The organism is Kutzneria kofuensis (assembly GCF_014203355.1).
In the GTDB taxonomy this organism is placed as follows: Bacteria; Actinomycetota; Actinomycetes; order Mycobacteriales; family Pseudonocardiaceae; genus Kutzneria; species Kutzneria kofuensis.
Window position 1 is genome coordinate 5,242,532 of sequence record NZ_JACHIR010000001.1, and the last position, 25,702, is coordinate 5,268,233.

Sequence of the window (25,702 nt, forward strand, 5' to 3'; positions counted from 1 at the left end):
ACATGACCAGGACCTTCGCGGAACGAGACCCGGTGAAGCTGGGGGTGATCGGCACCGTCGTGCTGGTCACGGCGGTGGCCGGCGCGTTCCTGGTGCCGACGGCGATCGGCGGCCGGCAGTTCGTGGCCGAGTTCGCCGAGGTGGGCGGCCTGGGCGGCGGCGACCCGGTGGTGGTGTCCGGGCTGAAGGTCGGCACGGTCGACGGTGTCGCCCTGGACGGCGATCGCGTTGACGTCACGTTCTCCGTGACGGACGACAAGGTCCGGCTCGGCGACAGCACGAGTGCGGCGATCAAGGCGGAGACGGCGTTGGGGCGCAAGGAACTCGCGCTGGCCCCGGCCGGCGGCGGCGAGCTGCGACGGATCCCGCTCGACCGCACCACCGTGCCTTACGACGTCACGGACGCGTTGTCGGACGTCACGACACAGGTGTCCCAAGTGGACACCGGCAAGGTGTCGAGCGCCCTGGACACGCTGTCGGAGACTTTCAAGGACACGCCGCCGCAGGTCAAGGCGGTGCTGGACGGACTGAGCCGGCTCTCCCAGACCGTCAGCTCCAGGGACGTGGCGCTGCGCGACCTGTTGCTGCACGCCGACAACGTCAGCGGCGTGCTGGCCCAGCGCAACGACCAGCTGGTCAAGATCCTCGCGCAGGGCTCGTCGCTGCTGGCCCAGCTGAACCAGCGCGGGGCGGCGATCCGGTCCCTGCTGACCAACTCCGTGGCGGTGTCCGACCAGCTCAGCGGCCTGGTCGCGGACAACAAGGGCCGGCTCGACCCGGCGCTCAAGCAGCTCGACGACCTGCTGGCGGTGCTGCAGCAGAACCGGAACAACCTCGACCAGGTGCTCGACCGGACCGGACCGCTGGTCCGCGAGATCGGCGAGGCCGTCGGCTCCGGGCCGTTCGTCGAAACGCAGGTCGGCAACCTCGTGCCGACGAACCTGGTGCCGCTGCTGCCGGAACTGCTGGCCAGGGGAGGAAAGTGAACCTGCACCGACTGACCGTCGCCGCCGTCGTCGCGGCCCTGCTGGCCTCGACCGTGTACGTCGTGCTGAACCCGGGCGGCCGGCGGACCGCGACGCTGGAGTTCACGCGGGCCGTCAACCTGCATCCGGGCGACGACGTGCGGGTGCTCGGCGTGCGGATCGGTGAGGTCACGTCGGTGCGGCCGGACGGCGACCAGGTCGCCGTCGGGATCGGCTACGACCATCCGGTGCCGGCCGGGGCGAAGGCCGTCATCGTCACGCCCAGCGTGATCAGCGGCCGGTTCGTGCAGCTCACGCCCGCCTACACCGGCGGACCGCAGTTGGCCGACGGGGCGACCGTGCCGAGGGATCGCACGGCCGTGCCGGTGGAGTGGGACGAGCTGAAGGACCAGCTCACCCGGCTGTCGACCGCGCTGGCGCAGAACGGGTCGCTGCCGAACGCGATCAACACCGCCGCCGCGAACCTGCGGGGCAACGGCGGTTCGATCCGGCAGACGATCGCCGACCTGGCGAAGGCCGCGAGCACGCTCGCCGCCGGCAGCAAGGACCTGTTCGGCACGATCACCAACCTCCAGGTCCTGATCAGCGCGTTGAACGGCGCCGACCAGCAGGTTCGGCAGTTCAGCGCGCAGCTGGCGGCGATCTCCAGGCTGCTGGACGACAACAGGACCCAGCTCGCGGCGGCGCTGAGCGCCCTGGACAAGGCCACCGCCGAGGTCGCGGACTTCGTGGCCCACAACGGCGAGCGGCTCGGCGCGACCGTCGGCCAACTCGCCGACGTGACGAAGATCCTCGCCGACGACCGGGCCCAGCTGGCGCAGATCCTGCACCAGGCGCCGACCACGCTCACCGACACGCTCGCCATGTTCGACCCGGCCACCAGCACGCTGCAGGCGCGGCTGGCGATCAACAACACCCAGGACCTCGCCGGCTTCACCTGCATCACGCTGTTCTCCCTCGGCGGCACGCCCGACCAGTGCCGGCGGACGCTCGATCCGCTGCTGCACATGCTGAACATGACCACCGTGCCGGTCGCCCTGAACCCGCCGAGCCTGCCCACTCTGCTGCTCGGCGGCGGCCGATGAGGATCCTGCTGGCGCTGGCCCTGGTGCTCGGTCTCACGGCGTGTGGCAGCGACACGTTCACCGTGCAGGCGGAGTTCGCCAACGTCGCCAACCTGGTGCCGAACGCTGAGGTGAAGATCGACGACGTCACGGTGGGCCGGGTCAGCGATGTGCGACTCGACGGCTGGCACGCCCGGCTGACGTTGGAGCTGGACGACGGCGTCCGGCTGCCGGCCAACGCCACCGCCAAGATCGGCCAGAAGAGCCTGCTGGGGGCCGAATACGTCGAGCTGAACCGGCCGGCCGAGCCGCAGGGGCAGCTGCGCGGTGGCGATCTGATCCCGTTGGCGCGGACCGACCGGTACCCGGAGACCGAGGAGTTGCTGGCCGGGTTGTCGTTGTGGCTCAACGGCGGCGGCCTGCAGAACCTGCGGACGATCTACACCGAGGTGGACCAGGCTCTCGGCGGCCGCGAGCAGGTGACCCGGGACCTGGTGGACAAGCTCCGAACCTTCACCACCAGTCTCGACCAGCAGAAGGCCGCCATCGTCGCGACCGTCGACGCGCTGGACCGGCTGAGCAAGCCCCTGGCCGCGCAACGGGACCAACTGGCGAACGCGATCGACCACGTCACACCCGGCGTCACGCTGCTCAACCAGCAGCGCACCAACCTCACCGACGCCCTGACGGCGCTGACGTCGTTCTCGACGGTCGCCACCAGGGTCATCGACCACACGCAGGACGATCTCCAGGCCGACCTCGACGACCTCAAGCCGATCCTGGCGAACCTCGTCGCCGCCGGCGACGCGTTGCCGAAGTCTCTCGACGTGGCGGGCACGCTGTTGTTTCCGCTGTCCACTTTCAAGAACAGCTTCCGCGGTGACTTCGTCAACGTGTACGCCACGATCGACCTGTCGTTGCAGGCGGCCGATCCGCTGCTCGCCCCGCTGGGCGGCCGTTGATGTTCAACCGACTGGTCCGCATCCAGCTCGCCGCGTTCTCGGCGCTGACGGTCTTCGCCGTGTCGGTGGTCGCCGTGGACTACCTCGACGTCACCGGTGGGAAGTACACCATCAGCGCGGACTTCGCGGACGCCTCGGGGCTGTATCAGGGCGCGGAGGTGACCTACCTCGGCGTGCGGGTCGGCAAGGTGACCTCGATGGACCTCGGCACCGACGCCGTGCGGGTTGCGATGTCGTTGGACGAACCCGTGCCGGCCGAACTGAAGGCCGAGATACACAGCACGTCCGCGATCGGTGAGCAGTACGTCGACCTGTCACCGGTCGGCGGCGAGGCCGGCAACGCCGTCGACGGAACCACGATCCCACTGGACCGCACCAAGCCGATGACGCCGACCGATGCACTTCTGTCCAGTGTGGACGCCCTCGCGAAGGCGGTGCCGACCGATCGGCTCCGGACCGTGCTGACCGAAGTGACCGCGGCGTTCCAGGGATCCCACAACGACATCCGGCGGCTGCTCGACCAGGCGTCCCTGCTCGTGCACGACGCCACGGTCGACGTCGGTCCCACCACCAGCCTGATCACCAAGCTCGGGCCGTTCCTCGACACCCAACACGACCTCGACGGCCAGATCCGTTCGTACACAAGGGATCTGGCGTCGTTCACCGACCAGCTCCGGCTCAGTGACGACGACCTCCGCCGGCTCGTCGACACCGTGCCGACATTCGACGACCAGCTGCTGGGCCTGCAGGACCGGCTCAGGCCGACGTTGCCCGTGCTGCTGGGCAACATGATCGCCACCGGCCAGGTCGTCCGCACCTACCTCCCGGGCGTCGAGCAGTTCCTCTCCGTCTACCCGGCCACGGTCGCGATCATCCAGAACATGCTGCTGCGGCACGGTGGCATCGCTGCCACGTTGCGGCTGAACATCAACGACCCACCGCCGTGCACCACCGGCTTCCTGCCCAACCCGCAGCGGCGGGATCCCAGCGACACCAGGGACATCGCCGCGCCCGACAACCTGTACTGCAAGGTCGCGCCGGCCGATCCCCGGGTGGTGCGGGGCGCGCGGAACACGCCGTGCCTGAACGCGCCCGGTCGACGCGGCGCGAGCCCCGAGCAATGCCGAGAACAGGAGCCCACATGGCAGAAGTTGCTGGTGAAGTAGTGCCCTGGCGGCGGCGGGTCCTGCCGGCCGCGGCCATGGTGCTCGCGGCCGCGCTCGTCGTCGCCGCGTCGCTGTTGCTGCTCAGGCTGAACGACGCCAACGCCGACGAGGACAGCCGCCAGTCGGCGCTCCAGGTCGCCCGGCAGGTCGCCGTCGACCTGACCACCGTCACCAAGGACACCGCGCAGCAGGACGTCGACCGGCTGCTGGACGTGGCGACCGGCTCGTTCAAGGACCAGTTCGCCCGGCAGGCGGACGTGTTCCGCAAGGTCGTGCAGCAGGCTTCCGTCACCTCCAAGGGGACCGTCGCCGAGGCCGGCGTGAGCAGCGTCGACGGCGACACGGTCACCGTGCTGGCGGCGGTGTCCGCGACGGTGCAGAACGCGGACGCGCCGGACGGGGAACAGCGCCAGTACCGGATGAAGATGCAACTGCACCACGAGGGAGACCGCTGGCTGGTCTCGGATCTGGAGTTCGTGCCGTGAGATTCGTGCAGTGTCGTTTTTTCAGGGGGATTGCCGCGGCTGCGGTCCTCGGCCTGGGCGCCGCCGTCTTCCTGCTGTACCAGCGGGTCGAGCAGGCGTCCGAAGTGGACGCCGCCCGGCAGTCGGCCGTCGACGCGGCGCGGACCCGGCTGCCGCAGCTGCTCTCGTACGACTTCCACACCCTGGACCGGGACCTCGCCGGTGCGCGGTCCGGCACCACCGGAACCTTCCGGGACCAGTTCGCCGAGCTGGCCACCAAGGTCGTCGCCCCGGCCGCGCAACAGCAGCAGATCGTCACCAGGACCACGGTCGCCGGCACCTCGGTGGTCAGCGCCGAGACGGATCGTGTTGTGCTGCTGGTGTTCCTCGACCAGGTCACGCAGACCAAGGCCGACCCGTCGGCACGGATCGACGGCGCCCGCGTGCGGGCTACCCTGCAGCGACAGGACGGTCAATGGCTGGTTTCCGAGCTGACGCCCGTGTAAGCAGCAGAAAGGCCAGCACGGCGGCGACCGCGACCGCGGTCATCACGACGCCCATCGACACCGCCGTGCTGGCCAGCGGCGCGGCCACGCCGCCGACGAGGAACTGCGCGGTGCCGAGCACCGCCGAGGCGTTGCCGGCCTTGTCCGGATGATCGTTCATCGCCAGCGCCGTGGCGTTCGGGAACACCACGCCGACGCTCGCCGCCAGCACGAACAGCGACGGCAGCACGCCGGGCAGCCCGAGACCGGTGAGCACCGACAGCAGCAACGCGACCGCGCCGAGCACCGTGCCGCCGAGGCCGGTGGCCAGCAGCGGACGCGGCGCGAACCGTCCCAGTAGCCAGCCGTTGAGCTGGCTGGCTCCCATGATCGCCAGGGAGTTCACGCCGAACACCAGGCTGAACAGCGGCGCGGACAGGCCGTAGGTGTCCTGGAGCACGAAGGACGAGCCCGAGATGTAGGCGAACAGCGCGGCAAACGACAGTGCGCACGACAGGGCGTAGCCGATGAAGACGCGGTCGACCAGGAGGGAGCCGATCGACAGGCTGCCCTTGTGGCGGCGTTCGCGCGGCAACGACTCCGCGAGCGTCAGCGTGGTGAGCACCAGCAGGAGCAGCCCGATCGCCGACAGGACGACAAAAACGCCGCGCCAGGTCGTCCAGTGCAGCACCACCGCGCCGAGCGCCGGCGCGACCACCGGGCCGAGGCTGTTCACCAGCATCAGCAGCGAGAAGAACTTCGCCAGCTCGCGACCCTCGAACAGGTCGCGCGCCACGGCCCGGGAGATCACGATGCCGGCCGCGCCGCCCATGCCCTGCACCAGCCGCAAGATCGTCAACGTGATGGCCGACGGCGCGACGATGCACGCCGCCGACGCGACGAGGTAGATCGCCAGCCCGACGAGCAGCGGCCCGCGCCGGCCCAGCCGGTCCGACAGCGGGCCGGCGATCAGCTGGCCGACCGCCAGGCCGATGGTGCACGCGGTCAGCGTCAGCTGGATGTCCGACGGCGCCGCCGTCAGCTCGCGCGCCATCGCCGGAAAGGCCGGCAGGTACATGTCGATGGACAGCGGCGCGAACGCCGACAGGCTGCCCAGCACGACCGCCAACCAGGCCGTTTTCGCCTTCGTCACAATTCGGCAGGATACGTCCCCCGAATGGGGTAGCGTCCGATCCATGATGGCCGTCACGTCGATGCTGCCCGCCCACGCGGACGCCGTGCTGGACATCTACCAGCTGGGCATCGACACAGGCCAGGCCACCTTCGCCAGGTCCGCGCCGAGCTGGTCGGAGTTCGACTCCGGGCACCTGCCGGGGCACCGTTTCGTCGCGGTGGACGGGGACCGCGTGCTCGGCTGGATCGCCTGCGCGCCGACGTCCAAGCGCGCGGTGTACGCGGGGGTCGTGGAGGAGAGCGTCTACGTCCATCCGGACGCCCACGGGCGCGGGGTCGGGCGGGCGCTGCTGAACAGCGTGATCGCCAGCACCGAGGCCGCCGGCATCTGGACGCTGCGGGCCGGCATCTTCCCGGAGAACACCGCCAGCCTCGGCCTGCACGAGAAGCTCGGCTTCCGGGTGGTCGGCGTCCTGGAACGGGTCGGCCGCTTCCACGACGGGCGGTGGCGCGACGTCGTGCTGCTGGAGCGGCGCAGCGCGGTCGTCTGACCGTCCGATGTGGATTGTCGTGCCGCGGGCATGACATCTGTCGTGGGTGCCGGGTGGTCGGCGGTGCCAGACTCGGCGCCATGCGAGCCAAGGGGATCAACTACGACACGGGATTCACGCCGGGCGGCAAGCAGAGCCGTCCCGTGTTCGACCCGGAGCAGGTGCGTCGCGAGCTGCGGCTGATCGCCGACGAACTGCACTGCACGGCCGTCCGGATCAGCGGCGCGGACCCGGCGCGGATCGCCGTGGCGGCGGAGTTCGCGGCCGAGGCGGGGCTGGAGGTGTGGTTCGCGCCGTTCCCGTGCGACCTGACGACGGCGGAGATGCTGGCGCTGTTCCTGGACTGCGCCGAGCGGGCCGAGGCGTTGCGTGCCGGCGGGGCCGAGGTGGTGCTGGTCCTCGGTTGCGAGATGAGCCTGTTCGCCAAGGGTTTCCTGCCCGGCGACGACGTGTACGCGCGCATCGAGGCCATCATGAGCGGCAACCCGGAGATATACGCCGCCTTCGCGAGCGCGCCGGCCGAGATCACGGCGTTCCTGACCACGACGGTGGCCGAGGTGCGGGAGCGGTTCGGCGGCAAGATCACCTACGCGGCCGGGCCGTGGGAGGAGATCGACTGGACGCCGTTCGACATCGTGTCCGTGGATGCCTACCGGGACAAGGACAACGCCGCCACCTACCGTGACCAGCTCGCCTCGCTGTCCCGGCACGGCAAGCCGGTCGTGGCCACCGAGTTCGGCTGCTGCACGTACGTCGGGGCAAGCGAGCGCGGCGGCACCGGCTGGATGATCGTCGATGACAAGGCCGACCCGCCGCGGCTCGACGGCGACTACGTGCGTGACGAGCAGGAGCAGGTGCGCTACCTGCGGGACCTGCTGCCGATCTTCGAGGAACTGGGGCTGGACGGGGCCTTCTGGTTCACCTTCGCCTCGTACAACGCGCCGCACGTCGCCGATCCGCGGTACGACCTGGACATGGCCGGGTACGGAGTGGTGAAGCTGACCGACGAGGGGCTGGTGCCCAAGGCCGTGTTCGGCGCGCTGGCCGAGGCGTACCGCTGAATCCTTCGGCCGGCGCCGAAGTGTTGCGGCACTACGGTTTCCGTATGGATCTGGAACTGCCTGTGCCGCAGCCCGCGCCGACCGTCGCCTGGCTGCGGGCGATGGTCGCCCGGTTCAGCTCCGGCTCCGACCACCAGCGCCGCCGGGCCCTCGCCGTCGCCGAACTCGCCAAGATCGACCCGGCCGAGCTGCGGCAGCTGGCCGCGGAGACCACGTGCAGCGGGGCGGAGGTTCTGGCGCGGGCCATGGGGGTCGAGGTCGGTGCCGCCGTGGCCGAGGCCGCCCGTGCCTACCACCCGCACACCATCGCCGACGAGGCCGCCGACCGTGCTGTGGCCCGCCTGGTCGACGCCTTCGGCGGCGTCACCGACGAGTTGACCGCCGCGCGGATCAGCCTGCTGGTGCAGAGCTGTGACGCCACTGCCGCTCTCGTTGCCAACGCCCGCAACTATTCCAGTGTCGAGGAGACGTTGCTGGTCGATCCACCCCTTCGCTCGACCCGCCGCGTCCGTGACGGCGAAGTCGTCATGGTCAGTCTCGACGGGCATCCTTTCGGGGCCGGCACGCACGAATGCCCCGGCCGGGAGCACGCGATCGCGCTGGCCGAGGGCATTCTGGCGCGCGCCGAATAGCAGCAGCGCCGGTTACTTCTTGCCCAGCAGCGTGCCGACGTCACCCAGCAACCCTCCCACCACAGCGTCGAGCACGTTCGGCGGCGTGGTCGTCGTGGTCGTGGGCGGCGGCGTGCTGGTTGTCGGTGTGCCGGGCGGAGGGGCGGACGTTGTGGTGGTCGGGGGTGGGGTTGCGGTGGCGGCGGTCGCCGGGACGGCGGGAATGCTGGTCACACCGCCGGAGTAGGTGGTGATCCACTGGAACACCTCGGCCAGGTAGGCGCCGTCGTGGTTGTAGCTGAGGACGGCGTTCACGAGGTCGCCGTTCAGCGACAGGTCACGGCCGTCGGCGCAGAGGTAGTCGGCGGCGGAAGCGGTGGCGTCCCAGACGTTCTGGGGATCGGCGGCGCCGTCGTGGTTCTCGTCGACGCCCCACTTGGCCCACGTGGAGGGCAGGAACTGCATGGGGCCGACGGCGTGGTCGCCGTCGGAGAGCTCGGGGCCGAAGATGGGCTCGGTGACGGTGCCGCGGTCGTCGACCTGGCCGCCGCGGGCGTGGTTGGACTCGACCTTGCCGATGCCGGCGAGCACCTGCCACCGCAGGTGACACGAGGGGACGCGGCCGGCGGCGTGCTGGTAGGCGGCCAGCAGCACGGCGGGGATGCGGTTGTCGGTGACGGTCGCGACGGTCTTGAACGGGACGACGTGATCCGGCCGGACCACCTGCACGTCGGGCCGCTTGTGCGGGGCGGCGGGGGAACCGCCGGGCGGCACAACGTGATCGGGCACGGTCGAAGTGGCCGGCTGGGCTTCGACCACGGCGGGCGGGGTCGTGCTGGCCACGCAGGTGACGGCCAGCACTCCGGCGAGCGCGACCAGACCGGTCGAGGCACGGCGGGACAAGGGGGACTCCAATCAGGGGAGGAGAGGACCGTGGCCCGGCGGGACGACGGGCCGGGCCACGGTGGGTCGACACAACTCAGAACAGGCGGCCGACCGCCTGCGAGACGGACTGCAGGGCGCCGAGCACCGGCACGCCCAGCGGGTCGAACGTCCAGATGTTGTTGAGGGAGCTGGTGTCGGGCTTGTCCACCACGGTCACGCCGTCGGCGAGGGCGGGGGAGGCGGCGCCGATGAGGGCGGCGGTCACCAGGGTGGTGGTGACGAGGGTCCTGCGCATGACGGATTCCTTTCGGTTCAGCCGCTGATGAGCTTCAGCAGGCCGTCGACGGGGGCGAGGGCGGTGGTCGGCAGCGGCACGGTGGGGCCGAGCAGGGAACCGACGTCCACGCCGGGCAGGGCCCAGACGGGGAGGGTGTCGGCGGCGGCCGAGCCGGCGCCGGCGGCGAGCAGGGCGGCGGTCAGCAGACCGACGGCAACAGCCTTGGACTTCATGGAATTCCTTTCAGCAGACGGAATCGGTGGGCTTGGGATTGCCGAGACCGAACAGCGGGCGCAGCGGAACGCCGATGTAGGTGCCGGCGATGGCGGCGACGCCCCACAGCCAGCCGTGCAGGCTGAAGGAGGCGACGCCGGAGAAGTAGGCGCCGATGTTGCAGCCGCCGGCCATGCGGGCGCCGAAACCCATGAGCACGCCGCCGATGACGGCGCCGACGGCCATCTTCCACGGCACGGCGCGGTGCAGCACGAAGGCGCCGGCCAGCGCGGAGGCGATCAGGGCCCCGAGCATGATGCCGAAGTCCATCACCGAGACCCGGTCGGCCAGGACCGAGGCGTGCAGGGCGGCCGCGTTCTTCGGGACCGTCCAATAGGGAGTGCTGGAGATGTCGATCCCTATCCAACCAAGGAACTTCGCGCCCCACAAGGCGAAGGCGGCGGTGATTCCCCATGGGCTGCCGGAGACGAACAGGGTCACGGCGTTCAGCACGGCGAGCAGGATCGCGCCCACCCACAGCGGCCACGCGCCGCGCAGCACCCGCGTCCAGCCCCGGGCCACGGGGGCCGGCTCGATCGGCGGCGGGTTGCGACGCCGTTGCAGCAGAAGGGATCCGCCGGCGATGGCACCGATGATCAGGAACGAGAACAGGACGCCGCCGCCGTACCCGAGCGGGGTGTTGGCCAGCGACACGGTCGGGCCGAGCGACTGGAGGTAGGTGATCCAGTTGGCGGCGAAGGCGCTGCCGATCGAGCCGAGGACGAAACCGCCCAGGGTGTACAGGATGGCGGTCTGTCCGCTGCCGACCGCGAACAGCGTGCCGGACGCGCAGGAACCGCCGATCTGCATGCCGATGCCGAAGATGAACGCGCCGAGCGCCACCCCGATGCTGGCCGGTAACACCATTGCCTTGGGGGCGCCGGACAGACCGATGCCGGACCGCAGGATCACCCCGAACAGCAGCACCGCCACGGCCAGCATCAGCATGTGCGCCCGGATCGCCGCGCCCTGGCCGACCGCGACGATCTGCCGCCACGCCGAGGTGAACCCGAAGCGGGAGTGGAACAACACCAGGCCGAGCGCCAGCCCGACCACGTACAGCAGGGCCAGCTTCCAGCCCGCCGCGTGATAGACGGCGAAGCCGAGAACGGCGGCGAGCGCCGTGCCGACGACGATCACGCCGGATCTGGCCGACGGCGCCTCGACCGCCACCACGGGCAGTCTTTCGTTGGCGACAGACATCTTCCCTCCTAACGACTCAGGGCAGCGGAGATCGGGCGAAGGCCCAGGACGGGGCCGCTGATGGGGGCGGTGGCGCCGGGTGGGCGGCGGCTCACGACAGCGGCCCGGAGATGGGGACGATGGTGCCGTTGGGGACCCACTGGCCGGGGTAGGCCATCTCCATCCCGTCCATGGTGTTGTCCATGGGCATGGCGTCGACCTGGGCCGACGCGTAGAGCCGCACCGACGGATCGGGGTGCTGGCCCTGGGCGGCGAGCCACTGGTCGAGGCCGCCGAGGGAGCCGGTCTCGCCGGGGAAGGCGTTGGCGAGGGCGACGGTGTAGGCCAGGGTCTGGGGATCACGGGGATCGAAGCGGAGCGGGACCGCCGAGCTGACGACGGACTTCAGCAGGGGCGCGGTGAGCAGCCACGGGGCGAGGTAGATGCCGTCGACGAAGGTGGGCTTGCGGGTCTGCTCCGCGGCGACCTCGGACAGCTCGGCGGCGGCGCCGGACCAGCCGGCGACGACGACCAGGGCGCTGTTGGGTTGCTCGGTGTCGGACACCGGGATCCCGGCCCGGCGAACGACTTCCGCGGCGGCCTTGGCGCGCGGGGAGTCGTCGCCGACGATGGTGATCGCCGGGATCTTCCGGCCCGCCAGGTAGTCCACAAGCTTGTGGACAGCCTCGGCATCGCCTGTGGACAAGGCGTCGCTGGGGCACGACGTCAACGCAACCCGACTGCCGCCGATGAGACCGCCCAACGCCGCGTTCGCGCACTCCGCGTCCACGGTGCGACCGGCCGGCCCGGAGCCGGTGTCGACGGGCAGCGTGGATTCCTTGCCGTCACGGGAGATCCGCACCGTGCTGCGCCCCGGCGGAAGGTCGATCTCCGCCCACGCACCGTTCATTCCCGGCCTGGCAACGGCCTTGACTCCGTTGACCGTCGCCGCGTCCGGCAGGTGGACGAGGTTGCGGCCGGGGCGTTGCGGAGCGACCAGAACCGGCACGCCGGCGGCCTCGCCGAGCAGCGGCACGCCCGGGGTCGGCAGGTCCGCCGGGCGAGGGATCGCGCCCAGCGCCGCCCACGCGAGGTAGGCGACCACCACCGGCAGCGCGCCGACGGGGTAGAGCCGCCTGGTCGGCAAGGTGATCGTCAACCCCGTGACGACGATCGGCAGCAGCGCCACCACGAGCAGCGCCAGGCCGAAGCCGGTGTCGTAGAGGCGGCGGTCGAAGCCGACACCGGACACCGCTATCTGCAGCACGCCGGCCAGTGCCAGGACGATGGCCAACGTCAGGGCCACGGGGCGAGGGCGAAGCCGGCCCGTTGACGAAGGCGCGAGCAGCGTCAGCCCGAGCCAGACGACGACGCCGACGGTGTAGCCGGTGTCGGCGAGGAACTCGATCCCCATGTGGCTCAGGGAGATCTCGGAGATCAGCACCACCAGCAGGCCGAAGCCGACGCACGCGGCCGGCGTGCGCCAGCGCAGCGTGGCCGGCACCGCGACGGCGAGCAGCAGCTGCCCGATCGCGAACACCGGGTTGGTGTCCAGCCACAGCAAGGAGATCAGGTCGGCGGCGGCCGTAACGGCGGCCGCGATCCACGCGATGACAACGGTGTTACGGCGCACCGAGGCCACGGTGGGTCGCAACAGGCCGATGCCGGCGACGGTCGCACTCGCCACCAGGAGCACGATCCTGAGCAGCAGCACGGCCGGAGGGACACCGGTGACGGACGTGTCCATGCCCATGTCGGTCATGTTCAAAGGGAATCCCGCTTCACCTAGGACGGGCGGCGCCGCGGTCGGGGCGGCGCCACCCGCTATCCGCTACTTCACGTCGGCGTCGGCCACGACGAACAGCTCGGAGTGCGGCTTGGCGTTGCCGAAGTCGCCGTGCGGCCAGGACTTCCGGTTGAAGTTGATGCCGACCTGCCCCGTGTACTCGTCACGGAACGAGGTGTCGACGGTCAGCTTGCCGTCCGGTCCGATGTTCACCATGTTGACCTTGTGGTCGCCGTCGATGCCGGACCGCGCCACGAAGTAGTCCGACACCGCGACCCGGGCCGGGTTGTCGGTCTCGTGGTAGTAGCCGTCCGAGCCGACGGTGAAGTTGTCGTACGTGCCCCAGTGCGGGCCCTGTCCCGGCGTGCTCGGGTTGATCGCCGCCGCGCCGACCAGCGTCGGGCAGTCCGCGCCGCCGCCGTTCTGCGCCTTGGCGACCGTGTCGATGTTGCAGGTGTAGCCGGCGCCGTCGGCGAGCAGCTTGCGAATGTCCAATGTGTACACGCCGCCGATGGTGCCTGGGTCGTCCGCGGACAGCGTGCCCTTGGGACGGCCGATCACCGCGTGGTACAGGTAGTGGTCGTCCGGGCTGACCTGCACCCAACCGCCGTTGGTGCCGCCGCCGTTGGCCTCGGTCGCGTTCGGGTTGAACGCCTTCGTGGCGGTGCCGTCGTCGAACACCTCACGCCAGTGCGGCTCGGCCGCGGTGATGTCCGGCGTGTAGAAGATCGCGCCGCCCTGCATGGTCTGCGCGAACGCACCCTTGTGCCCCGGCTGGTTGGTCACGGTGTTCTCCATGACCGCCCGGCTCTCCGCGTGCAGCGGGTCGGCCGGGTTGGCCCGCGGGCCGTCCGGCAGGTAGCTGACCGCACGCAGCTTCGGGTTGTTGCGGTCGGAGATGTCCCAGGTCCGGATGGTCGGCCGGCGTAGGTACGGCGACGGCTGCTTGACCGGGTCGAGAATGATGTTGCGGGGTTCCGCGTAGTCGCTGGTGATCAGCGTGTTCAGGTCCTCGCGGGCCTGGATGCCGTGCGGGTTCGCGCAGGTGGCGCTGCCCAGCTGCGGCAGGTTGTCGCACAGCTTCGGGTCGTCGCCCTGCGGGGTGGCCGCCGGGGACTGGGACAGCACCTTGCCGTTCTGGTCGAAGTGGATCACCTCGCCCGGGCTGCCGGCGAAGCCGTTGCCGATCACCGACGAGCCGTCGCCGTACACGTACGGGCCGGGCACCACCGGTCCGCCCATGTAGGTGCCGTACGCGGTGCCGTCCTTGAGCGTCCAGTACGCGTCCGGCACCGAGCCGCCGAGCGTCTGGCTGGGCAGGCTGATGCCCTTGAGCCTGAGCTCGGGCAGCTTGCTCACGTCGAACGCGTAGGTGGCCGCCGCGAACAGCGCGCCCGCGTAGATGGTGTCGCCCTTGTGCCACACGTACTGCATGTGGTGCGGCTCGTTCTCCACCAGCGGGCCGACGGTCGCGGTGTTCACGACCTTGCCGTAGTCCGGCGAGCCCTTGGTGGCGTCGATGACCGCGAGGAAGTCCGGCCCCGGCAGGGCGTTGCGCACCTTGGTCAGGCCGCCGCCGAGCGTGCCCGGCAGGTTCTTGATGTCCGGCACGACGGTGTCGGCGATGTTCTCGTCGCCGGCCCAGACCAGCAGCCATTCCTTGCGGGTGTTGGACCTCGCGGCGTACTGCGGCACCAGGTGGTTGGTGACGGAGTAGTCCTTGCCGTCCGCGCCCGCGACGTGCTGGGTGGTGACCTGCACGTCCGCGTAGGCGGATGTGCCCGCGGCCGGGAAGAACGTGGCGGCCGCGGCGACTGCTACGGCCGCGCCGGCCACCCTCGCCCTGCGCCGGCCCGGCGGTTTGACAGACATGTGTGCTCCCGATTCGTCAAAGGAGAAAATGCGCGCGACTGACCGACCGGACACCGATGTCGGTGTTCGGGCAAGCGTTTTCACCGGCTCCCGAACATGTCGGTCACCGATTGATATGAGATGGACTCAGCGGCCCAGACAGAGGTCGCTCGCCTGCCGCTGCAGGTCGACATGCCGGCGAATGGTCAGAGAGACCCCGCGCATCATGCGCAAGATGATGGTGCGTTCGGAGTAACTTGTCAATGAGTTCCCCAAGTGCGGGAAATGACCCCAATTGGGTGACGACTATTGACGTGTCGGTGTCAGACGGAAATTTCGATGCGTTTTGTTAATGGATCGAGTCGGGTACGGAAACGGAACAACTCACAGGTTGTGTCGGATCCGATCGCGAAGTGGCTTGCGCCGCAAGGCTTCCGTGGCCGCGATGACCACTTCGGACAGTGGGTACGGCAGCTCCGCGTCGAGCTCGCGGCCGGCCGCCTCGGCGGCCTGCCAGGCCTGCTCCAGCTTCGGCAGCAGCGCGCGGGTGCGCGGCGTGAGGTCGACGATCCGTTGTCGCGCATCGGTTCCCGGCGACAGCGAGACCAGTCCCTGTCGGTCCATCTGGGTGATCGTCTGGCTCGCGGCGGAGTGAGTCACCTCGACCGCCTTGGCCAGATCCCGAATCGTACTCGGGCCGAGCGTCGCCAGCGTTCGCAGGAACGGGGCGTAGCGCGGGCGGAAGCCGGTCAGTCCCAGCTCCTCCTCGACGATCGCCACGTCGCCGTCCAGCAGTTCGATCAGGTGGCGAAGTCGCGTGCCCAGTCCCGGTCCCGTCACCCGTTCAATATAACAGTGCTAATGTAACAGCACTGTTGTATCTGCGACCGGGGGGACCCATGCGCGACCGCTACCCGGAGATCGAGCCCTACGACCATGGCCTGCTGGATGTCGGCGACGGCAACCTCGTCTACTGGGAGACCTGCGGGAACCCGGACGGCAAGCCGGTGCTGTCCGTGCACGGCGGGCCCGGCAGCGGCTGCGGCCCGGGCTCCCGCCGGTACTTCGATCCGCAGCGGTACCGGATCGTGCTGTTCGACCAGCGCAACTGCGGCCGCAGCCGGCCCGACGCAGGCGACCCGGCCGTGGACCTGTCGGCCAACACCACCGACCACCTGATCGCCGACATGGAGCTGCTGCGCGAGCACCTCGGCATCGACCGCTGGATGCTGTTCGGCGGCTCCTGGGGCTGCGTGCTCAGCCTCGTCTACGCCGAGCGGCACCCGGAGCGGGTGACCGAGCTGGTGCAGATGGGCCTGGCCACCGGCCGCAAGGATGACGTCGAACTGCTCACCCGCGGCCTCGGCGGCATCTTCCCGCAGGCGTGGCAGAAGTTCGTCGAGCTGCTGCCCGAGGACGAGCGCGACAACATCCCCGCCGGCTACTCGCGGCTGCTCAACGACCCCGACCCGGCGGTGCGCAAGCGTGCCATGCGGGCATGGTGCGACTGGGAGGACGCGATGCTGCCCTACGCCCCGGCGCGCGCCATGTACGAGGAGGACGAGCGGTTCGCCTACGCCTTCACCCGGCTCGTCACGCACTACTGGAGCCAGGACCACTTCATCGGCGACAACGAGGTGCTGGCCAACGCGCACCGGCTCGCCGGCATCCCGACCGTTCTCGTGCAGGGGGTGCTCGACCTCGGCAACCTGGTCGGCACGCCGTGGCTGCTCGCCCAGGCGCTGCCGCACGCCGAGCTGGTGATGGTGCCAGACGAGGGGCACAGCCTCAGCTCACCGGGCATGCGGCACGCCCTCGTCACGGCCACCGACAAGTTCGCCGAAAAAAATTCTGGCAGGGTGTCGAGCGAGCCGACCTCCGTTCGACGCGTAGGTGAGCAGACACCCTGACATGAGGAGACAGCGATGCGGTTCATGGTGATCGTGAAGGCCAGCGAGGCGAGCGAGGCCGGCGTGCTGCCCACCCCCGAGGAGTTCGAGGAGATGGGCAAGTTCAACGAGGAGCTGGTCGACGCCGGCGTGCTGCTGGCCGCCGACGGCCTGCAGTCCAGCGCCAAGGGCGCCCGGATCTACTTCGACGGCGACAAGAAGACCGTGGTCGACGGCCCGTTCACCGAGACCAAGGAGCTGATCGCCGGGTACTGGCTGGTCGAGATGAAGTCGCTGGAGGAGTGCGTCGAGCGGTTCAAGCGTTGCCCGTGCCCGGCGCCCGGCCAGCAGACGAACATCGAGATCCGGCAGGTCTTCGAGGCCGACGACTTCGGCGAGAACTTCACGCCCGAACGGCGCGAGGCCGTGGAGCGGATGCGGGCCAAGGTCGCCGAGAACAGTTGACCGTGGTCGACGCGCCGACCCGGGACGACGCCGACGGCCACTGAACGCGGGTTCGCGCCGGTCTCTGGAGCCGCGGCCCGGGAAAATCGCGTCTGTTCAGCGATTTTCCCGGGCAAGGCGAAGAGACCGGCTTACGAGCGAACCCTCCCCGCGCGGCACGCGCGGCGTAGATACTGTGGCGGTGGCCACCGACACCCACCGCGCGATCGAGGCCGTCTGGCGGATCGAGTCGCCGCGCCTGATCGCCGGCCTGACCCGGCTGATCCGCGACGTCGGCACGGCCGAGGAGCTGGCGCAGGACGCGCTGGTGGCGGCCCTGGAGCAGTGGCCGAGCGAGGGCGTGCCGAAGAATCCGGGCGCCTGGCTGATGACCACCGCGAAGCGGCGGGCCATCGACCAGATCCGGCGCAACGAGACGTTCAAACGCAAGGTCGAGGAGGTCGGCCGCGATCTTGAGGAGTCGACGCCGGACATCGGCGAGATGGTCGCGTCGGACGACGGCATCGGCGACGACCTGCTGCGGCTGGTGTTCGTCGCCTGCCACCCGGTGCTGTCCACGGAGGCCCGGGCCGCGCTGACGCTGCGGCTGCTCGGCGGCCTGAGCACCGACGAGATCGCCCGCGCGTTCCTGGTGCCGGAGCCGACCATGGCGCAGCGGATCGTGCGCGCGAAGAAGACCCTGGCCAAGGCCAACGTTCCGTTCGAGGTGCCGCAGGGCGAGGAGTTGGCGGCGCGGCTCTCCTCCGTGCTGGAGGTCGTCTACCTGATCTTCAACGAGGGCTACTCGGCGACCGCCGGCGACGACTGGATGCGGCCGGCGCTGTGTGAGGACGCGTTGCGGCTGGGGCGGATCCTCGCCCGGCTGGCCCCGCGCGAGCCCGAGGTGCACGGCCTGGTGGCGCTGATGGAGATCCAGGCCTCCCGCGCCGCCGCCCGCACCGGCCCTCGCGGTGAGCCCATCCTGCTCGCCGACCAGAACCGGGCCCGCTGGGACCAGTTGCTGATCCGCCGCGGGCTTGCCGCTCTGGAGCGGGCCGAAGCGTTGATCGACGGCAAGCCCGGCCCCTACGTGCTGCAGGCTTCCATCGCCGCCTGCCACGCCCGGGCCCGGCGGTTCGAGGACACCGACTGGGAGCGCATCGCCTGGCTGTACGAACACCTCGCCGAGACCACGTCGTCGCCGGTCGTGGAGCTGAACCGGGCCGTCGCGCTGTCGATGGCCTTCGGCCCCGAGACCGGGTTGGCGCTGCTGGACCAGCTGATGGAGTTCCCGTCCATGCAGAACTACCACCTGCTGCCCAGCGTGCGCGGCGACTTCCTGATGAAGCTCGGCCGCCTGGCCGAGGCACGGTCGGAGTTCGAACGGGCCGCCTCGCTCACCCGGAACGAACGGGAGCGGACGCTGCTGCTGGACCGCGCCGCCGCCTGCACCGAACCGGCCTGACGTCAGCCCGCCACCCGGTCCTGGGCGATCACGTGGGTGGGGCGGACGCGGACCAGCAGGTTGCCGGGGCCGGTGCCGTACTCGACGAAGCCGGCGGCCTGGTCGGGCGGGAGGTAGCGGTTGGCGATGAGCTCGACGCAGCGGCGGAGCTCGGCGGGGTCGGTGGAGAGCTCGGCGGTGCCCTCGACGGACACGAAGGAGTAAGGCGGCCGGTCGTCGTCGACGACGACGGTGACCAGAGGATTGGCCTGCAGGGCCCGGCCCTTGACGGTGGCGGCGCCGGTGAACAGGACGATGTCGGAGCCGTCGAGGGCGTACCAGACGGGCACGGCGTGGGGGCGGCCGGAGGACCGCATGGTCACGAGGATGGCGGTCCGAGCCCCCTCGGCCAGGAATTCGTGTTGCCGAGCAAGGCTCATCGGCTCAGGCATGCTCACCCAACTTCCAGGTGCTGGTGGTCCCGGCCAGCATCGCACGGGTCGAGCGGGGCTGTCAGGCGAACCGGTCCCACTCCCATTCGATCCGGTACGCCCCGGCCGGCTCGTCCAGCCACACGGCGCGGACGGTGCGCCGGTCGTCGATCGACAGCTCGGCGGACTCGCCGCGACCGCCGTCCGCCGGTTCCGAGATGGCCCGGAAGTCTTTCGGAACCGCTTCCGGATGAAACGTGACCTCCAGAACGTACTGCCGGATCGGGGCCGCGAATCTTCGTTCGCACATCACCGCCCTGTTACCGCCGGGTAGAAAATCGAGGCCGTATTCGACAACGGTTCGCTCGCCCCTGCGCAGATTCTGGTCGAACCACAGTTCGGCGGCCATCAGGTGCGACTCGGTGTCGACGCCGACGCGGCCCAGGCGCACCCCGGCGACCGGCACCACGGTCGGCAGCCGCGCGCAGCGGGTGTCGTCCCGGTAGACGGTGATCATGTGCTTGGCCCGCTCGGTCACGGCCTCCAGCACGGCGATCACCCGGCAGTAGCTCTCCCCGCCGGCCGCGTCCATCACGTAGCGCTCGTGGTAGCTGAGCACCCGCCGATGCTCGGCCGGCCGCTGGACCTGCGACATCAGCTGGTCGACGGCCGCGCCGAAGTGGCCCCAGAGCTCGCCGGACGGCACCATTCTGGTCTTGCCGCGGCCGCGGCGGACCCGGTCGCCGAGCAGCTCCCGCAGCGACCCGGCCGGCACGCCGAGGATCTCCTCCAGCGCGGACAGCGCCGCCAGCGACTCCGGCCGCTCGGGTCTGCTCCGGCCTCTCGACCAGTAGCTGAGCGTGGCGGTGCTCAGCGCGAATCCCCGCTCGGCGAGCCGATGGACGATGCGGTCCAGGGTCAGTCCGCTGGCGGTGATCGCACCGTGCAGGGCGGGTGCGAAGTCGCGGCGTTGCGTCATCGGGGGCGATTATCGCGTATTAATTGATCGCGGACCACCCTTCTTGTGGCCCGTGCGCGCATCTCGTTAACACTTAATTTTCCCGCCTTGCCGGCGTGAGGTGAAATCGTATTCACTCGGCTTCGTCCCCGCCGGACCAACCCCTGCATGGCCCGGCGGGGCCGCTCGACCTGGAGTTTTGGACTGATTCCAGGGAAGACCGCCGTCACTGCCGCGTCACGGAAAAAGCACGGAATCCCCTGTTGTCGAACGCGGGCGACGGCGGTCATGATTCGGTCATGGTGGGATACGACGCGGTTGTCGTCGGCAGCGGCCACAACGCGCTGGTCGCCGCCGCGTACCTGGCCCGTGCCGGCTGGGGCGTGCTCGTGCTGGAGGGCAACGACCGGCCCGGCGGGCTGGTGCGGTCCGATGAGCTGACGCTGCCCGGCTTCCGGCACGACAACTTCTCCGCGGCGCACCCGCTGTTCGTGGCCGGCCCGGCGTACGCGGAGCTCAAGTCCGAACTGGACCTCGAGTACCTCAACACCCGCTACCCGACGGGCGTCTCGCTGCCCGACGGCCGCAGCTCCGTGGTGTCCACCGACCTGGACGAGAACATCGTCGAGGCGAACCGGCTCTCGCCCGGCGACGGCGACGCCCTCGGCGAGCTGTTCAAGGAGTTCGGGCCGTCGATGGACACGGTGTTCGCGCTGTGCTCGGCGGACCTGACCACGCCGAGTTCGGCCGCCGCGATCCAGAGCCTGATGCACACACCCGACGGCGGTTTCTCCGACTTCGCCCACATGTTCACGCTCAGCGCCCGGAACCTGCTGGAGCAGCGGTTCCGCTCGCCGGTGCTGCGGGCGATGCTCGCGCCGTGGGCGACGCACCTCGGCCGGGCCGTGGACGACGCCAACAGCGGCACCTGGACGGTGCTGGTGCTGGCCGCGCTCACCATGGTCGGCATGCCCATTCCCAAGGGCGGCAGCGAGGAACTGATCAAGGCGCTGGTCAAGCTGATCGAGCGCAACGGCGGCGAGGTCCGCTGTGGACAGTGGGTGAAACACGTTCTCGTCGAGGGCGGCCACGCCGTCGGTGTGCGCACCGCCGACGGCGACGTGATCCACGCGCGGCGCGCCGTGATCGCCTCGGTCAACCCGGACCAGCTCTACCTCAAGCTGCTCGACCACGATCACGGCGTCGCCCCGCCCACGCTGCGCAGGCAGGCCAGGGACTATCGCTACGGCCTCGGCGCGCTGCAGATCCACCTCGCGCTGTCCGAGCCGGCACGGTTCCACGACGAGCGGCTGACGCGGGTCGGCCAGCCGCACCTGACCGGCGGCCTGAACGCGATCTCCCGCGCCACCAACGAGGCGCTGCGCGGGCTGCTTCCCGTGGAGCCGACGATCTCGTGGGACACCGCGTCCACTTTGGACCCCTCGCGCTGCCCGCCCGGCCGGGCCGTCGCGCGCCTGCAGATGCTGGAGGTGCCGGCCGTCGTGCGCGGCGACGCAGCCGGCACGATCCGTGTCGACGAGTGCGGCTGGACCGAGGACGTCAAGAACGCGTTCGCCGACCGGGTGATCGACGAGGCCGCGCGGCACGTGCCGGGGCTGAAGGACATCATCATGGACCGGCACGTGATCAGCCCGCGCGAACTCGCCGCGTTCAACCCCAACTGCGGGCCCGGCGATCCCTTCGGCGGCAGCCACGACCTGGCCCAGAGCTACATGTTCAGCCCGCTGCCCGGCCAAGCGAGCCACCGCACCGTGGTCCCCAACCTCTACATGGTCGGCGCCGCGACCTGGCCCGGCCACGGCGTCAACGGCGGCTCCGGCTACATCGTCGCCCAGGAGCTGATGGACTGACGTTCGACGCTCGGAACGGACCATTCCTCAACTCGGAGTTTAGGAATGGTCCGTTCCGAGCTTCCCGGGTGGCGCGAAGTCGGCCCAGGTGGTAATGGCGAAGCGGGGGCCGTCGTGGCGGATCTCGACGGCGCCGTGGCCGCCGAAGTGGGCCGGCACCACGAGTTCGTGCTGGTCGGCGGCTCGGCCGAGCACCCGCAGCCGGCTAGCCTGCGCCTGCCCCGGGTCGAGGCAGAAGGTGCTGTTGCACAACGGATCCGTGACCTGGTACGGGCTGTGCAGCATGTCGCCGACGAACACCGCCCGGTCGGCGCCGGACCGCAGGCGCAGCACGGCCGATCCCGGCGTGTGTCCGGGCGCGGCCTCCAGTTCGAGGTTGTCGTCGATGCGGAAACCGTTCTCCCACAACGTGACCAGCCCGGCGTCCAGCACCGGCGCCACGCTGTCGTCGTGCACCTCCGTGCCCTTGAAGTGCTCGTGGTCGGCGCGGTGGATGAGGTACGTGGCGTTGGGGAACGTCGGAACCCATGTGCCGTCGGCATTCCGGGTGTTCCAGCCGACGTGGTCGGCGTGCACGTGCGTGTTCACCACGACGTCCACGTCCGCCGGATCCACCACGGCGCTCAGCCGCTCCAGGAAATCTGTGTGCCAGCCGGCGAAAACCGGGTTGGTGCGCACCCGGTCGTTGCCGACGCCGGTGTCGACCAGCACCGTCCGGCCGGCGCTGCGCAACACCCAGGTCTGCGCCGCGGCGATCATGCCGCCGGTCGCCGGGTCGTGGTGGTCCGGCGCGAGCCAGGCCGGCGCCGGCTCCGGCACGCCCGGCACGAACGTGCGCAGCGGCCCGAACTCGCCGTGCCGCTCCACCACCCTGGTGATCTCCACATCGCCCACTGCAATCGTGTCCATGCGTCCAGTCTGCGGCTCAGTGGTGAGCGTTTGAATGCTTGTGTGGACCGATTCCATGCTTGATACGCTCACGACATGGACGTGGTGAGCGATGTCATCACCGTGCTGCGGACCGGGCGGCCGTCGTCCAACCGCACCTCGGTGGACGTCCGCTGGCACATGCCGTTCGACGCCTACGACGGCGCCGGCTTCCACATCCTGCTGCGCGGGAACTGCTCGCTGCTCAGCGACTTCGGCGAGCCGGTCCGACTCGGCGTCGGCGACGTCGTGCTGCTGCCACACGGCAGCGCGCACCGGCTGGCCGGCGACGGAACCGAACTGCTCTGCGGCAAGTACCGGCTCGACCGGTCGCGGTCCCATCCGCTGCTCGTCGACCTGCCCGAGATCATCCACCTGCCCGCGACCGTCGGCCGCCACCCCGAGCTCCGCGCCGCCATCGACCTGCTCGGCGGCGAGGTCGAGGCCGACCGCTCCGGGCGCGGCGCCGTCGTGTCGGGCCTGCTCGACCTGCTGCTCGTGTACATGCTTCGGGCTTGGCTGGAGGACAATCCCGGCACCGGCTGGTCGGCCGCGCTCGCCGATCCTGCGGTCGCCGGCGCGCTGCACGCCATCCACGACGACCCGGCCCGGCCGTGGACCGTGCCCGAACTCGCCGCCCTCGTCGGGCAGTCTCGCGCCACCCTGGCCCGGCGGTTCACGGCGCTGGTCGGCCAGCCGCCGATGGCGTACCTGACGTGGTGGCGGATGACCCGCGCGGCCCGTCTGCTCCGCGACTCCGACGCGCCGCTGGCGGCCATCGCCCGCCAGGTCGGCTACGAGTCGCCGTTCGCCTTCTCGCACGCGTTCAAGCGGCTGTTCGGCCAGTCGCCCAACCAGTACCGGCTCACGGAGGTTTGTTGATGTTGCGCTGCGCTGTGCTCGACGACTACCAGGACGCGGCGCGGGCCAACGCCGACTGGAGCCGGGTCGACCTCACCGTCTTCCGTGAGCACATGTCCTCGGAGGACGAGGTCGCCGCCGCGCTGGCCGACTTCGACGTGGTGGTGATCATGCGGGAGCGGACTCCGTTCCCCGCCTCGCTGCTGGCCCGGCTGCCCCGGCTGAAGCTGCTCATCACGTCCGGAATGCGCAACGCCGCCATCGACCTCAAGGCCGCGGCGGTGCTGGGGGTCACGGTGTGCGGGACCGCCAGCCGGTCCGAGCCGCCGGTGGAGCTGACCTGGGCGTTGATCCTCGGGCTGTGCCGGCACGTCGTGCCCGAGAACGTCGCGTTCCGCTCCGGCGGGCCGTGGCAGAGCACCATCGGCACCGACCTCGTCGGCGCCACGCTGGGGCTGCTCGGGCTCGGCAAGATCGGCACGCGGGTCGCCACGATCGCGCGGGCGTTCGGCATGGAGGTGCTGGCGTGGAGCCAGAACCTGACGGCCGAGCGGACCGAGGCGGTGGGGGCTCGGTTGGCGCTGTCCAAGGAGGAGTTGTTGGCCGGCAGCGACATCGTCTCGATCCACCTGGCGTTGAGCGACCGCACCCGTGGCCTGGTCGACGCCGACGCGCTGGCCGCGATGAAGCCGTCCGCGCTGCTGGTCAACACCTCGCGCGCGGCGATCGTGGACACCGAGGCCATGATCGCCGCGCTGACCTCCGGACAGCTGGCCGGGGCCGGGCTCGACGTGTTCGACCTGGAGCCGCTGCCGGCCGACCATCCACTTCGGACACTGCCGAACGTGCTGGCCACGCCCCATCTCGGCTACGTGACCCGGGGCAACTACAGCCGGTACTTCGGCGAGGCGGTCGAGGACATCGACGCGTTCGTGGCCGGCGCGCCGATTCGCACACTCGGCTAGCGCAGCCGCGGCCGGAAGCTGTCGAACAGCATCAGGATGTGCTGCGAGTTCACGCCGGCCGCCTCGAACAGGGCCGCGACCCGCTCCGGCACCGGCCGGAACGGGTCGTTCTCCCTGGTCGGCGGCAGACCCTCGGCGTCGCCGAGCAGCGACTCCGGGGTGGCCAGCGTGGTCAGCTTGTAGTAGCGCCAGCGCGGGGCGACCGAGTCGGCCACGACCACGTCACGACCGTCCCGAATGATCACGCTGGCCCGCTTGTCGTTGTACGCCATGGTCACGCAGTTGTCGCCGATCAACGTGGCGATGCGGGCCGCCGCCCGGCGCGGGTTCTTGAACGTGCCCTTGGAGACCCAGACCCCGTCGATCAACTCGACGTCCAGGCCGGCGCTCTCGAACGCCGCCCGCAACTCCGCGTGCGGGTCGTCGGCGGAGTCCACCGCCAACTCGATCACCCAGTCGACGTCGGTGCGGGTCGCGACCCGGGCATAGGGCTGGTCGGGGTGGTACAGGTAGCGTTCCGCCTGCTCCGCGTCGGCGAACGCCGCGATCTCGGCCGCCTTCTCCCACGCCGACTTGGCGATCGCGTCGTTGGGGGCGCTGCCGAACAGGTCCGCCTCCTGGCACAGCAGCGCCAGACAGACCGCGATCAGCGAGCTGAGGTACGACTCCAGCTGGCCGGGGCCGCTCTCGTCGTCCCGGAGGGGCAGGGTCGACACGATGTCCCGCAGCTCCGGCCGCCACTCCTCGCCCGACTCCCAGACGCCCGCCGCGAGCAGGTCCAGGTACAGCCGCGCCACCGTCATCCGCAGTTCCGGCCACGGCTGCGGCTCGCTGATGACGGCGTCCCGCATCGCCCGCAAGCGATTGCGCCACAGGTGGCGCTGGTGGGGCGGGATCACCGGGGCCTTGACCGGCCCGGCCGGGAAGAGCATGTCCGTGAGCGAGGGGCCGAGGGTGCGGGTGACCGCGCCGAGCCACTCGTCCCAGGTGGTGGCGGGCGGGCGGGGCGTCTGCTTGGCCTCGGCCAGCAGGTGGTTCAGGTCGCTGGCGAACCGCTGGGACAGGGTCTGATCGGCGTACACCTCGGCCATCGCGAGGTGGCGGGCCAGCCTCGGCTGCGGTCGTTCGGTCCCGGTCTCCACGGCGCCCCCTCGGGATGATCGGCGTTACGCCT

Annotated in this window: 27 protein-coding genes; 15 read left to right on the plus strand and 12 right to left on the minus strand. The window is 70.4% G+C overall.

Annotated elements, in window-relative coordinates; all coding sequences use genetic code 11:
• Positions 1–2 precede the first annotated feature (2 nt).
• The 6 genes from BJ998_RS24495 to BJ998_RS24520 are packed head-to-tail and all read left to right on the plus strand — an operon-like array spanning position 3 to position 5,148.
• The gene (locus BJ998_RS24495) at positions 3–986 is read left to right on the plus strand and encodes an MCE family protein (RefSeq protein WP_184865213.1); all 984 of its coding nucleotides are present in this window, start codon (positions 3–5) and stop codon (positions 984–986) included.
• Positions 983–2,071, plus strand: coding sequence for an MCE family protein (locus tag BJ998_RS24500; RefSeq protein WP_184865215.1), 1,089 nt, complete (start codon positions 983–985; stop codon positions 2,069–2,071). Before BJ998_RS24495 ends, BJ998_RS24500 begins: the two co-directional genes overlap by 4 nt.
• Complete coding sequence (locus BJ998_RS24505; RefSeq protein ID WP_184865217.1) at positions 2,068–3,012, plus strand: MCE family protein; 945 nt, start codon at positions 2,068–2,070, stop codon at positions 3,010–3,012. The genes BJ998_RS24500 and BJ998_RS24505 overlap by 4 nt, the downstream gene beginning before the upstream one ends.
• The gene (locus BJ998_RS24510) at positions 3,012–4,178 is read left to right on the plus strand and encodes an MCE family protein (RefSeq protein WP_184865219.1); all 1,167 of its coding nucleotides are present in this window, start codon (positions 3,012–3,014) and stop codon (positions 4,176–4,178) included. Before BJ998_RS24505 ends, BJ998_RS24510 begins: the two co-directional genes overlap by 1 nt.
• Complete coding sequence (locus BJ998_RS24515) at positions 4,154–4,663, plus strand: Rv1363c family protein (RefSeq protein ID WP_184865221.1); 510 nt, start codon at positions 4,154–4,156, stop codon at positions 4,661–4,663. The genes BJ998_RS24510 and BJ998_RS24515 overlap by 25 nt, the downstream gene beginning before the upstream one ends.
• Before the next feature lie 5 nt (positions 4,664–4,668).
• Entirely contained in the window at positions 4,669–5,148 is a 480-nt protein-coding gene (locus BJ998_RS24520) for an Rv1363c family protein (protein ID WP_184865223.1), read from the plus strand.
• Here BJ998_RS24520 and BJ998_RS24525 read toward each other — a convergent pair.
• Positions 5,093–6,280: a multidrug effflux MFS transporter gene (locus tag BJ998_RS24525; RefSeq protein WP_312890313.1), complete on the minus strand. Its 1,188-nt coding sequence runs from the start codon at positions 6,278–6,280 to the stop codon at positions 5,093–5,095. The genes BJ998_RS24520 and BJ998_RS24525 overlap by 56 nt on opposite strands.
• Positions 6,281–6,323: 43 nt before the next feature.
• On the opposite strand from BJ998_RS24525, the gene BJ998_RS24530 reads away from it, so the two are divergent.
• The 3 genes from BJ998_RS24530 (at position 6,324) to BJ998_RS24540 (ending at position 8,505) form a co-directional block, all read left to right on the plus strand.
• Entirely contained in the window at positions 6,324–6,812 is a 489-nt protein-coding gene (locus BJ998_RS24530) for a GNAT family N-acetyltransferase (protein WP_246488644.1), read from the plus strand.
• Between the two features lie 80 nt (positions 6,813–6,892).
• Complete coding sequence (locus BJ998_RS24535) at positions 6,893–7,873, plus strand: glycoside hydrolase family 113 protein (RefSeq protein WP_184865227.1); 981 nt, start codon at positions 6,893–6,895, stop codon at positions 7,871–7,873.
• 44 nt (positions 7,874–7,917) lie between these two features.
• Complete coding sequence (locus tag BJ998_RS24540) at positions 7,918–8,505, plus strand: hypothetical protein (protein ID WP_184865228.1); 588 nt, start codon at positions 7,918–7,920, stop codon at positions 8,503–8,505.
• Between the two features lie 12 nt (positions 8,506–8,517).
• On the opposite strand, the gene BJ998_RS24545 is transcribed toward BJ998_RS24540, so the two are convergent.
• From BJ998_RS24545 to BJ998_RS24575, 7 genes are all read right to left on the minus strand, one after another.
• Entirely contained in the window at positions 8,518–9,387 is an 870-nt protein-coding gene (locus BJ998_RS24545; protein ID WP_221338110.1) for a lytic transglycosylase domain-containing protein, read from the minus strand.
• 76 nt (positions 9,388–9,463) lie between these two features.
• Positions 9,464–9,664 carry a hypothetical protein gene (locus tag BJ998_RS24550; RefSeq protein ID WP_184865232.1) on the minus strand — a complete coding sequence of 67 codons (201 nt, stop codon included), beginning with the start codon at positions 9,662–9,664 and terminating at the stop codon, positions 9,464–9,466.
• A 17-nt stretch (positions 9,665–9,681) separates the two neighbouring features.
• Positions 9,682–9,879, minus strand: coding sequence for a hypothetical protein (locus BJ998_RS24555; protein ID WP_184865234.1), 198 nt, complete (start codon positions 9,877–9,879; stop codon positions 9,682–9,684).
• 10 nt (positions 9,880–9,889) lie between these two features.
• Positions 9,890–11,122 carry a YeeE/YedE family protein gene (locus tag BJ998_RS24560; RefSeq protein ID WP_184865236.1) on the minus strand — a complete coding sequence of 411 codons (1,233 nt, stop codon included), beginning with the start codon at positions 11,120–11,122 and terminating at the stop codon, positions 9,890–9,892.
• 91 nt (positions 11,123–11,213) lie between these two features.
• Positions 11,214–12,863 (minus strand): hypothetical protein, encoded by a 1,650-nt coding sequence (locus BJ998_RS24565; RefSeq protein ID WP_184865238.1) that lies wholly within the window; start codon positions 12,861–12,863, stop codon positions 11,214–11,216.
• A gap of 69 nt (positions 12,864–12,932) precedes the next feature.
• Positions 12,933–14,759 (minus strand): hypothetical protein, encoded by a 1,827-nt coding sequence (locus BJ998_RS24570; RefSeq protein WP_221338111.1) that lies wholly within the window; start codon positions 14,757–14,759, stop codon positions 12,933–12,935.
• Between the two features lie 363 nt (positions 14,760–15,122).
• Complete coding sequence (locus BJ998_RS24575) at positions 15,123–15,578, minus strand: MarR family winged helix-turn-helix transcriptional regulator (RefSeq protein ID WP_312890314.1); 456 nt, start codon at positions 15,576–15,578, stop codon at positions 15,123–15,125.
• 59 nt (positions 15,579–15,637) lie between these two features.
• Between BJ998_RS24575 and pip the strand changes: the two genes are divergently transcribed.
• The 3 genes from pip to BJ998_RS24590 all read left to right on the plus strand — a co-directional run bounded on the left by pip (position 15,638) and on the right by BJ998_RS24590 (position 18,536).
• Entirely contained in the window at positions 15,638–16,648 is a 1,011-nt protein-coding gene (pip, locus tag BJ998_RS24580; protein WP_184865240.1) for a prolyl aminopeptidase, read from the plus strand.
• Between the two features lie 15 nt (positions 16,649–16,663).
• Positions 16,664–17,092, plus strand: a complete 429-nt coding sequence (locus BJ998_RS24585) for a YciI family protein (RefSeq protein ID WP_184865242.1) — start codon at positions 16,664–16,666, stop codon at positions 17,090–17,092.
• Between the two features lie 175 nt (positions 17,093–17,267).
• Positions 17,268–18,536: an RNA polymerase sigma factor gene (locus tag BJ998_RS24590; RefSeq protein ID WP_184865244.1), complete on the plus strand. Its 1,269-nt coding sequence runs from the start codon at positions 17,268–17,270 to the stop codon at positions 18,534–18,536.
• Positions 18,537–18,538: 2 nt separating this feature from the next.
• On the opposite strand, the gene BJ998_RS24595 is transcribed toward BJ998_RS24590, so the two are convergent.
• Both BJ998_RS24595 and BJ998_RS24600 read right to left on the minus strand, forming a co-directional pair.
• The gene (locus BJ998_RS24595; RefSeq protein ID WP_184865246.1) at positions 18,539–18,967 is read right to left on the minus strand and encodes a PPOX class F420-dependent oxidoreductase; all 429 of its coding nucleotides are present in this window, start codon (positions 18,965–18,967) and stop codon (positions 18,539–18,541) included.
• A 61-nt stretch (positions 18,968–19,028) separates the two neighbouring features.
• A complete protein-coding gene (locus BJ998_RS24600) occupies positions 19,029–19,925 on the minus strand; it encodes a hypothetical protein (protein ID WP_184865249.1) in 897 nt (298 codons plus the stop codon).
• A gap of 278 nt (positions 19,926–20,203) precedes the next feature.
• Between BJ998_RS24600 and BJ998_RS24605 the strand changes: the two genes are divergently transcribed.
• Positions 20,204–21,775, plus strand: a complete 1,572-nt coding sequence (locus tag BJ998_RS24605) for a phytoene desaturase family protein (RefSeq protein WP_184865251.1) — start codon at positions 20,204–20,206, stop codon at positions 21,773–21,775.
• Between the two features lie 39 nt (positions 21,776–21,814).
• Here BJ998_RS24605 and BJ998_RS24610 read toward each other — a convergent pair whose 3' ends face one another.
• A complete protein-coding gene (locus BJ998_RS24610; RefSeq protein ID WP_184865253.1) occupies positions 21,815–22,684 on the minus strand; it encodes an MBL fold metallo-hydrolase in 870 nt (289 codons plus the stop codon).
• Between the two features lie 75 nt (positions 22,685–22,759).
• On the opposite strand from BJ998_RS24610, the gene BJ998_RS24615 reads away from it, so the two are divergent.
• Together BJ998_RS24615 and BJ998_RS24620 are read left to right on the plus strand one after the other, a co-directional pair.
• Positions 22,760–23,584, plus strand: coding sequence for an AraC family transcriptional regulator (locus tag BJ998_RS24615; protein ID WP_184865255.1), 825 nt, complete (start codon positions 22,760–22,762; stop codon positions 23,582–23,584).
• Between the two features lie 2 nt (positions 23,585–23,586).
• The gene (locus BJ998_RS24620) at positions 23,587–24,528 is read left to right on the plus strand and encodes a D-2-hydroxyacid dehydrogenase family protein (RefSeq protein WP_221339092.1); all 942 of its coding nucleotides are present in this window, start codon (positions 23,587–23,589) and stop codon (positions 24,526–24,528) included.
• Here BJ998_RS24620 and BJ998_RS24625 read toward each other — a convergent pair.
• On the minus strand, positions 24,525–25,670 hold the full coding sequence (locus BJ998_RS24625) for a hypothetical protein (protein ID WP_184865259.1): 1,146 nt from the start codon (positions 25,668–25,670) through the stop codon (positions 24,525–24,527). The genes BJ998_RS24620 and BJ998_RS24625 overlap by 4 nt on opposite strands.
• Between the last annotated feature and the right edge of the window lie 32 nt (positions 25,671–25,702).

Bases quoted from the DNA above. Each gene is read 5' to 3' on its own strand.
- BJ998_RS24605 (WP_184865251.1), top strand. From the start codon at position 20,204: ATGGTGGGATACGACGCGGTTGTCGTCGGCAGCGGCCACAACGCGCTG.
- BJ998_RS24540 (WP_184865228.1), top strand. From the start codon at position 7,918: ATGGATCTGGAACTGCCTGTGCCGCAGCCCGCGCCGACCGTCGCCTGG.
- BJ998_RS24550 (WP_184865232.1), bottom strand. From the start codon at position 9,664: ATGCGCAGGACCCTCGTCACCACCACCCTGGTGACCGCCGCCCTCATC.
- BJ998_RS24615 (WP_184865255.1), top strand. From the start codon at position 22,760: ATGGACGTGGTGAGCGATGTCATCACCGTGCTGCGGACCGGGCGGCCG.
- BJ998_RS24595 (WP_184865246.1), bottom strand. From the start codon at position 18,967: ATGCCTGAGCCGATGAGCCTTGCTCGGCAACACGAATTCCTGGCCGAG.
- BJ998_RS24535 (WP_184865227.1), top strand. From the start codon at position 6,893: ATGCGAGCCAAGGGGATCAACTACGACACGGGATTCACGCCGGGCGGC.
- BJ998_RS24515 (WP_184865221.1), top strand. From the start codon at position 4,154: ATGGCAGAAGTTGCTGGTGAAGTAGTGCCCTGGCGGCGGCGGGTCCTG.
- BJ998_RS24530 (WP_246488644.1), top strand. From the start codon at position 6,324: ATGATGGCCGTCACGTCGATGCTGCCCGCCCACGCGGACGCCGTGCTG.
- BJ998_RS24565 (WP_184865238.1), bottom strand. From the start codon at position 12,863: ATGACCGACATGGGCATGGACACGTCCGTCACCGGTGTCCCTCCGGCC.
- BJ998_RS24610 (WP_184865253.1), bottom strand. From the start codon at position 22,684: ATGGACACGATTGCAGTGGGCGATGTGGAGATCACCAGGGTGGTGGAG.
- BJ998_RS24570 (WP_221338111.1), bottom strand. From the start codon at position 14,759: ATGTCTGTCAAACCGCCGGGCCGGCGCAGGGCGAGGGTGGCCGGCGCG.
- pip (WP_184865240.1), top strand. From the start codon at position 15,638: ATGCGCGACCGCTACCCGGAGATCGAGCCCTACGACCATGGCCTGCTG.
- BJ998_RS24560 (WP_184865236.1), bottom strand. From the start codon at position 11,122: ATGTCTGTCGCCAACGAAAGACTGCCCGTGGTGGCGGTCGAGGCGCCG.
- BJ998_RS24585 (WP_184865242.1), top strand. From the start codon at position 16,664: ATGCGGTTCATGGTGATCGTGAAGGCCAGCGAGGCGAGCGAGGCCGGC.
- BJ998_RS24600 (WP_184865249.1), bottom strand. From the start codon at position 19,925: ATGACGCAACGCCGCGACTTCGCACCCGCCCTGCACGGTGCGATCACC.
- BJ998_RS24555 (WP_184865234.1), bottom strand. From the start codon at position 9,879: ATGAAGTCCAAGGCTGTTGCCGTCGGTCTGCTGACCGCCGCCCTGCTC.
- BJ998_RS24495 (WP_184865213.1), top strand. From the start codon at position 3: ATGACCAGGACCTTCGCGGAACGAGACCCGGTGAAGCTGGGGGTGATC.
- BJ998_RS24505 (WP_184865217.1), top strand. From the start codon at position 2,068: ATGAGGATCCTGCTGGCGCTGGCCCTGGTGCTCGGTCTCACGGCGTGT.
- BJ998_RS24510 (WP_184865219.1), top strand. From the start codon at position 3,012: ATGTTCAACCGACTGGTCCGCATCCAGCTCGCCGCGTTCTCGGCGCTG.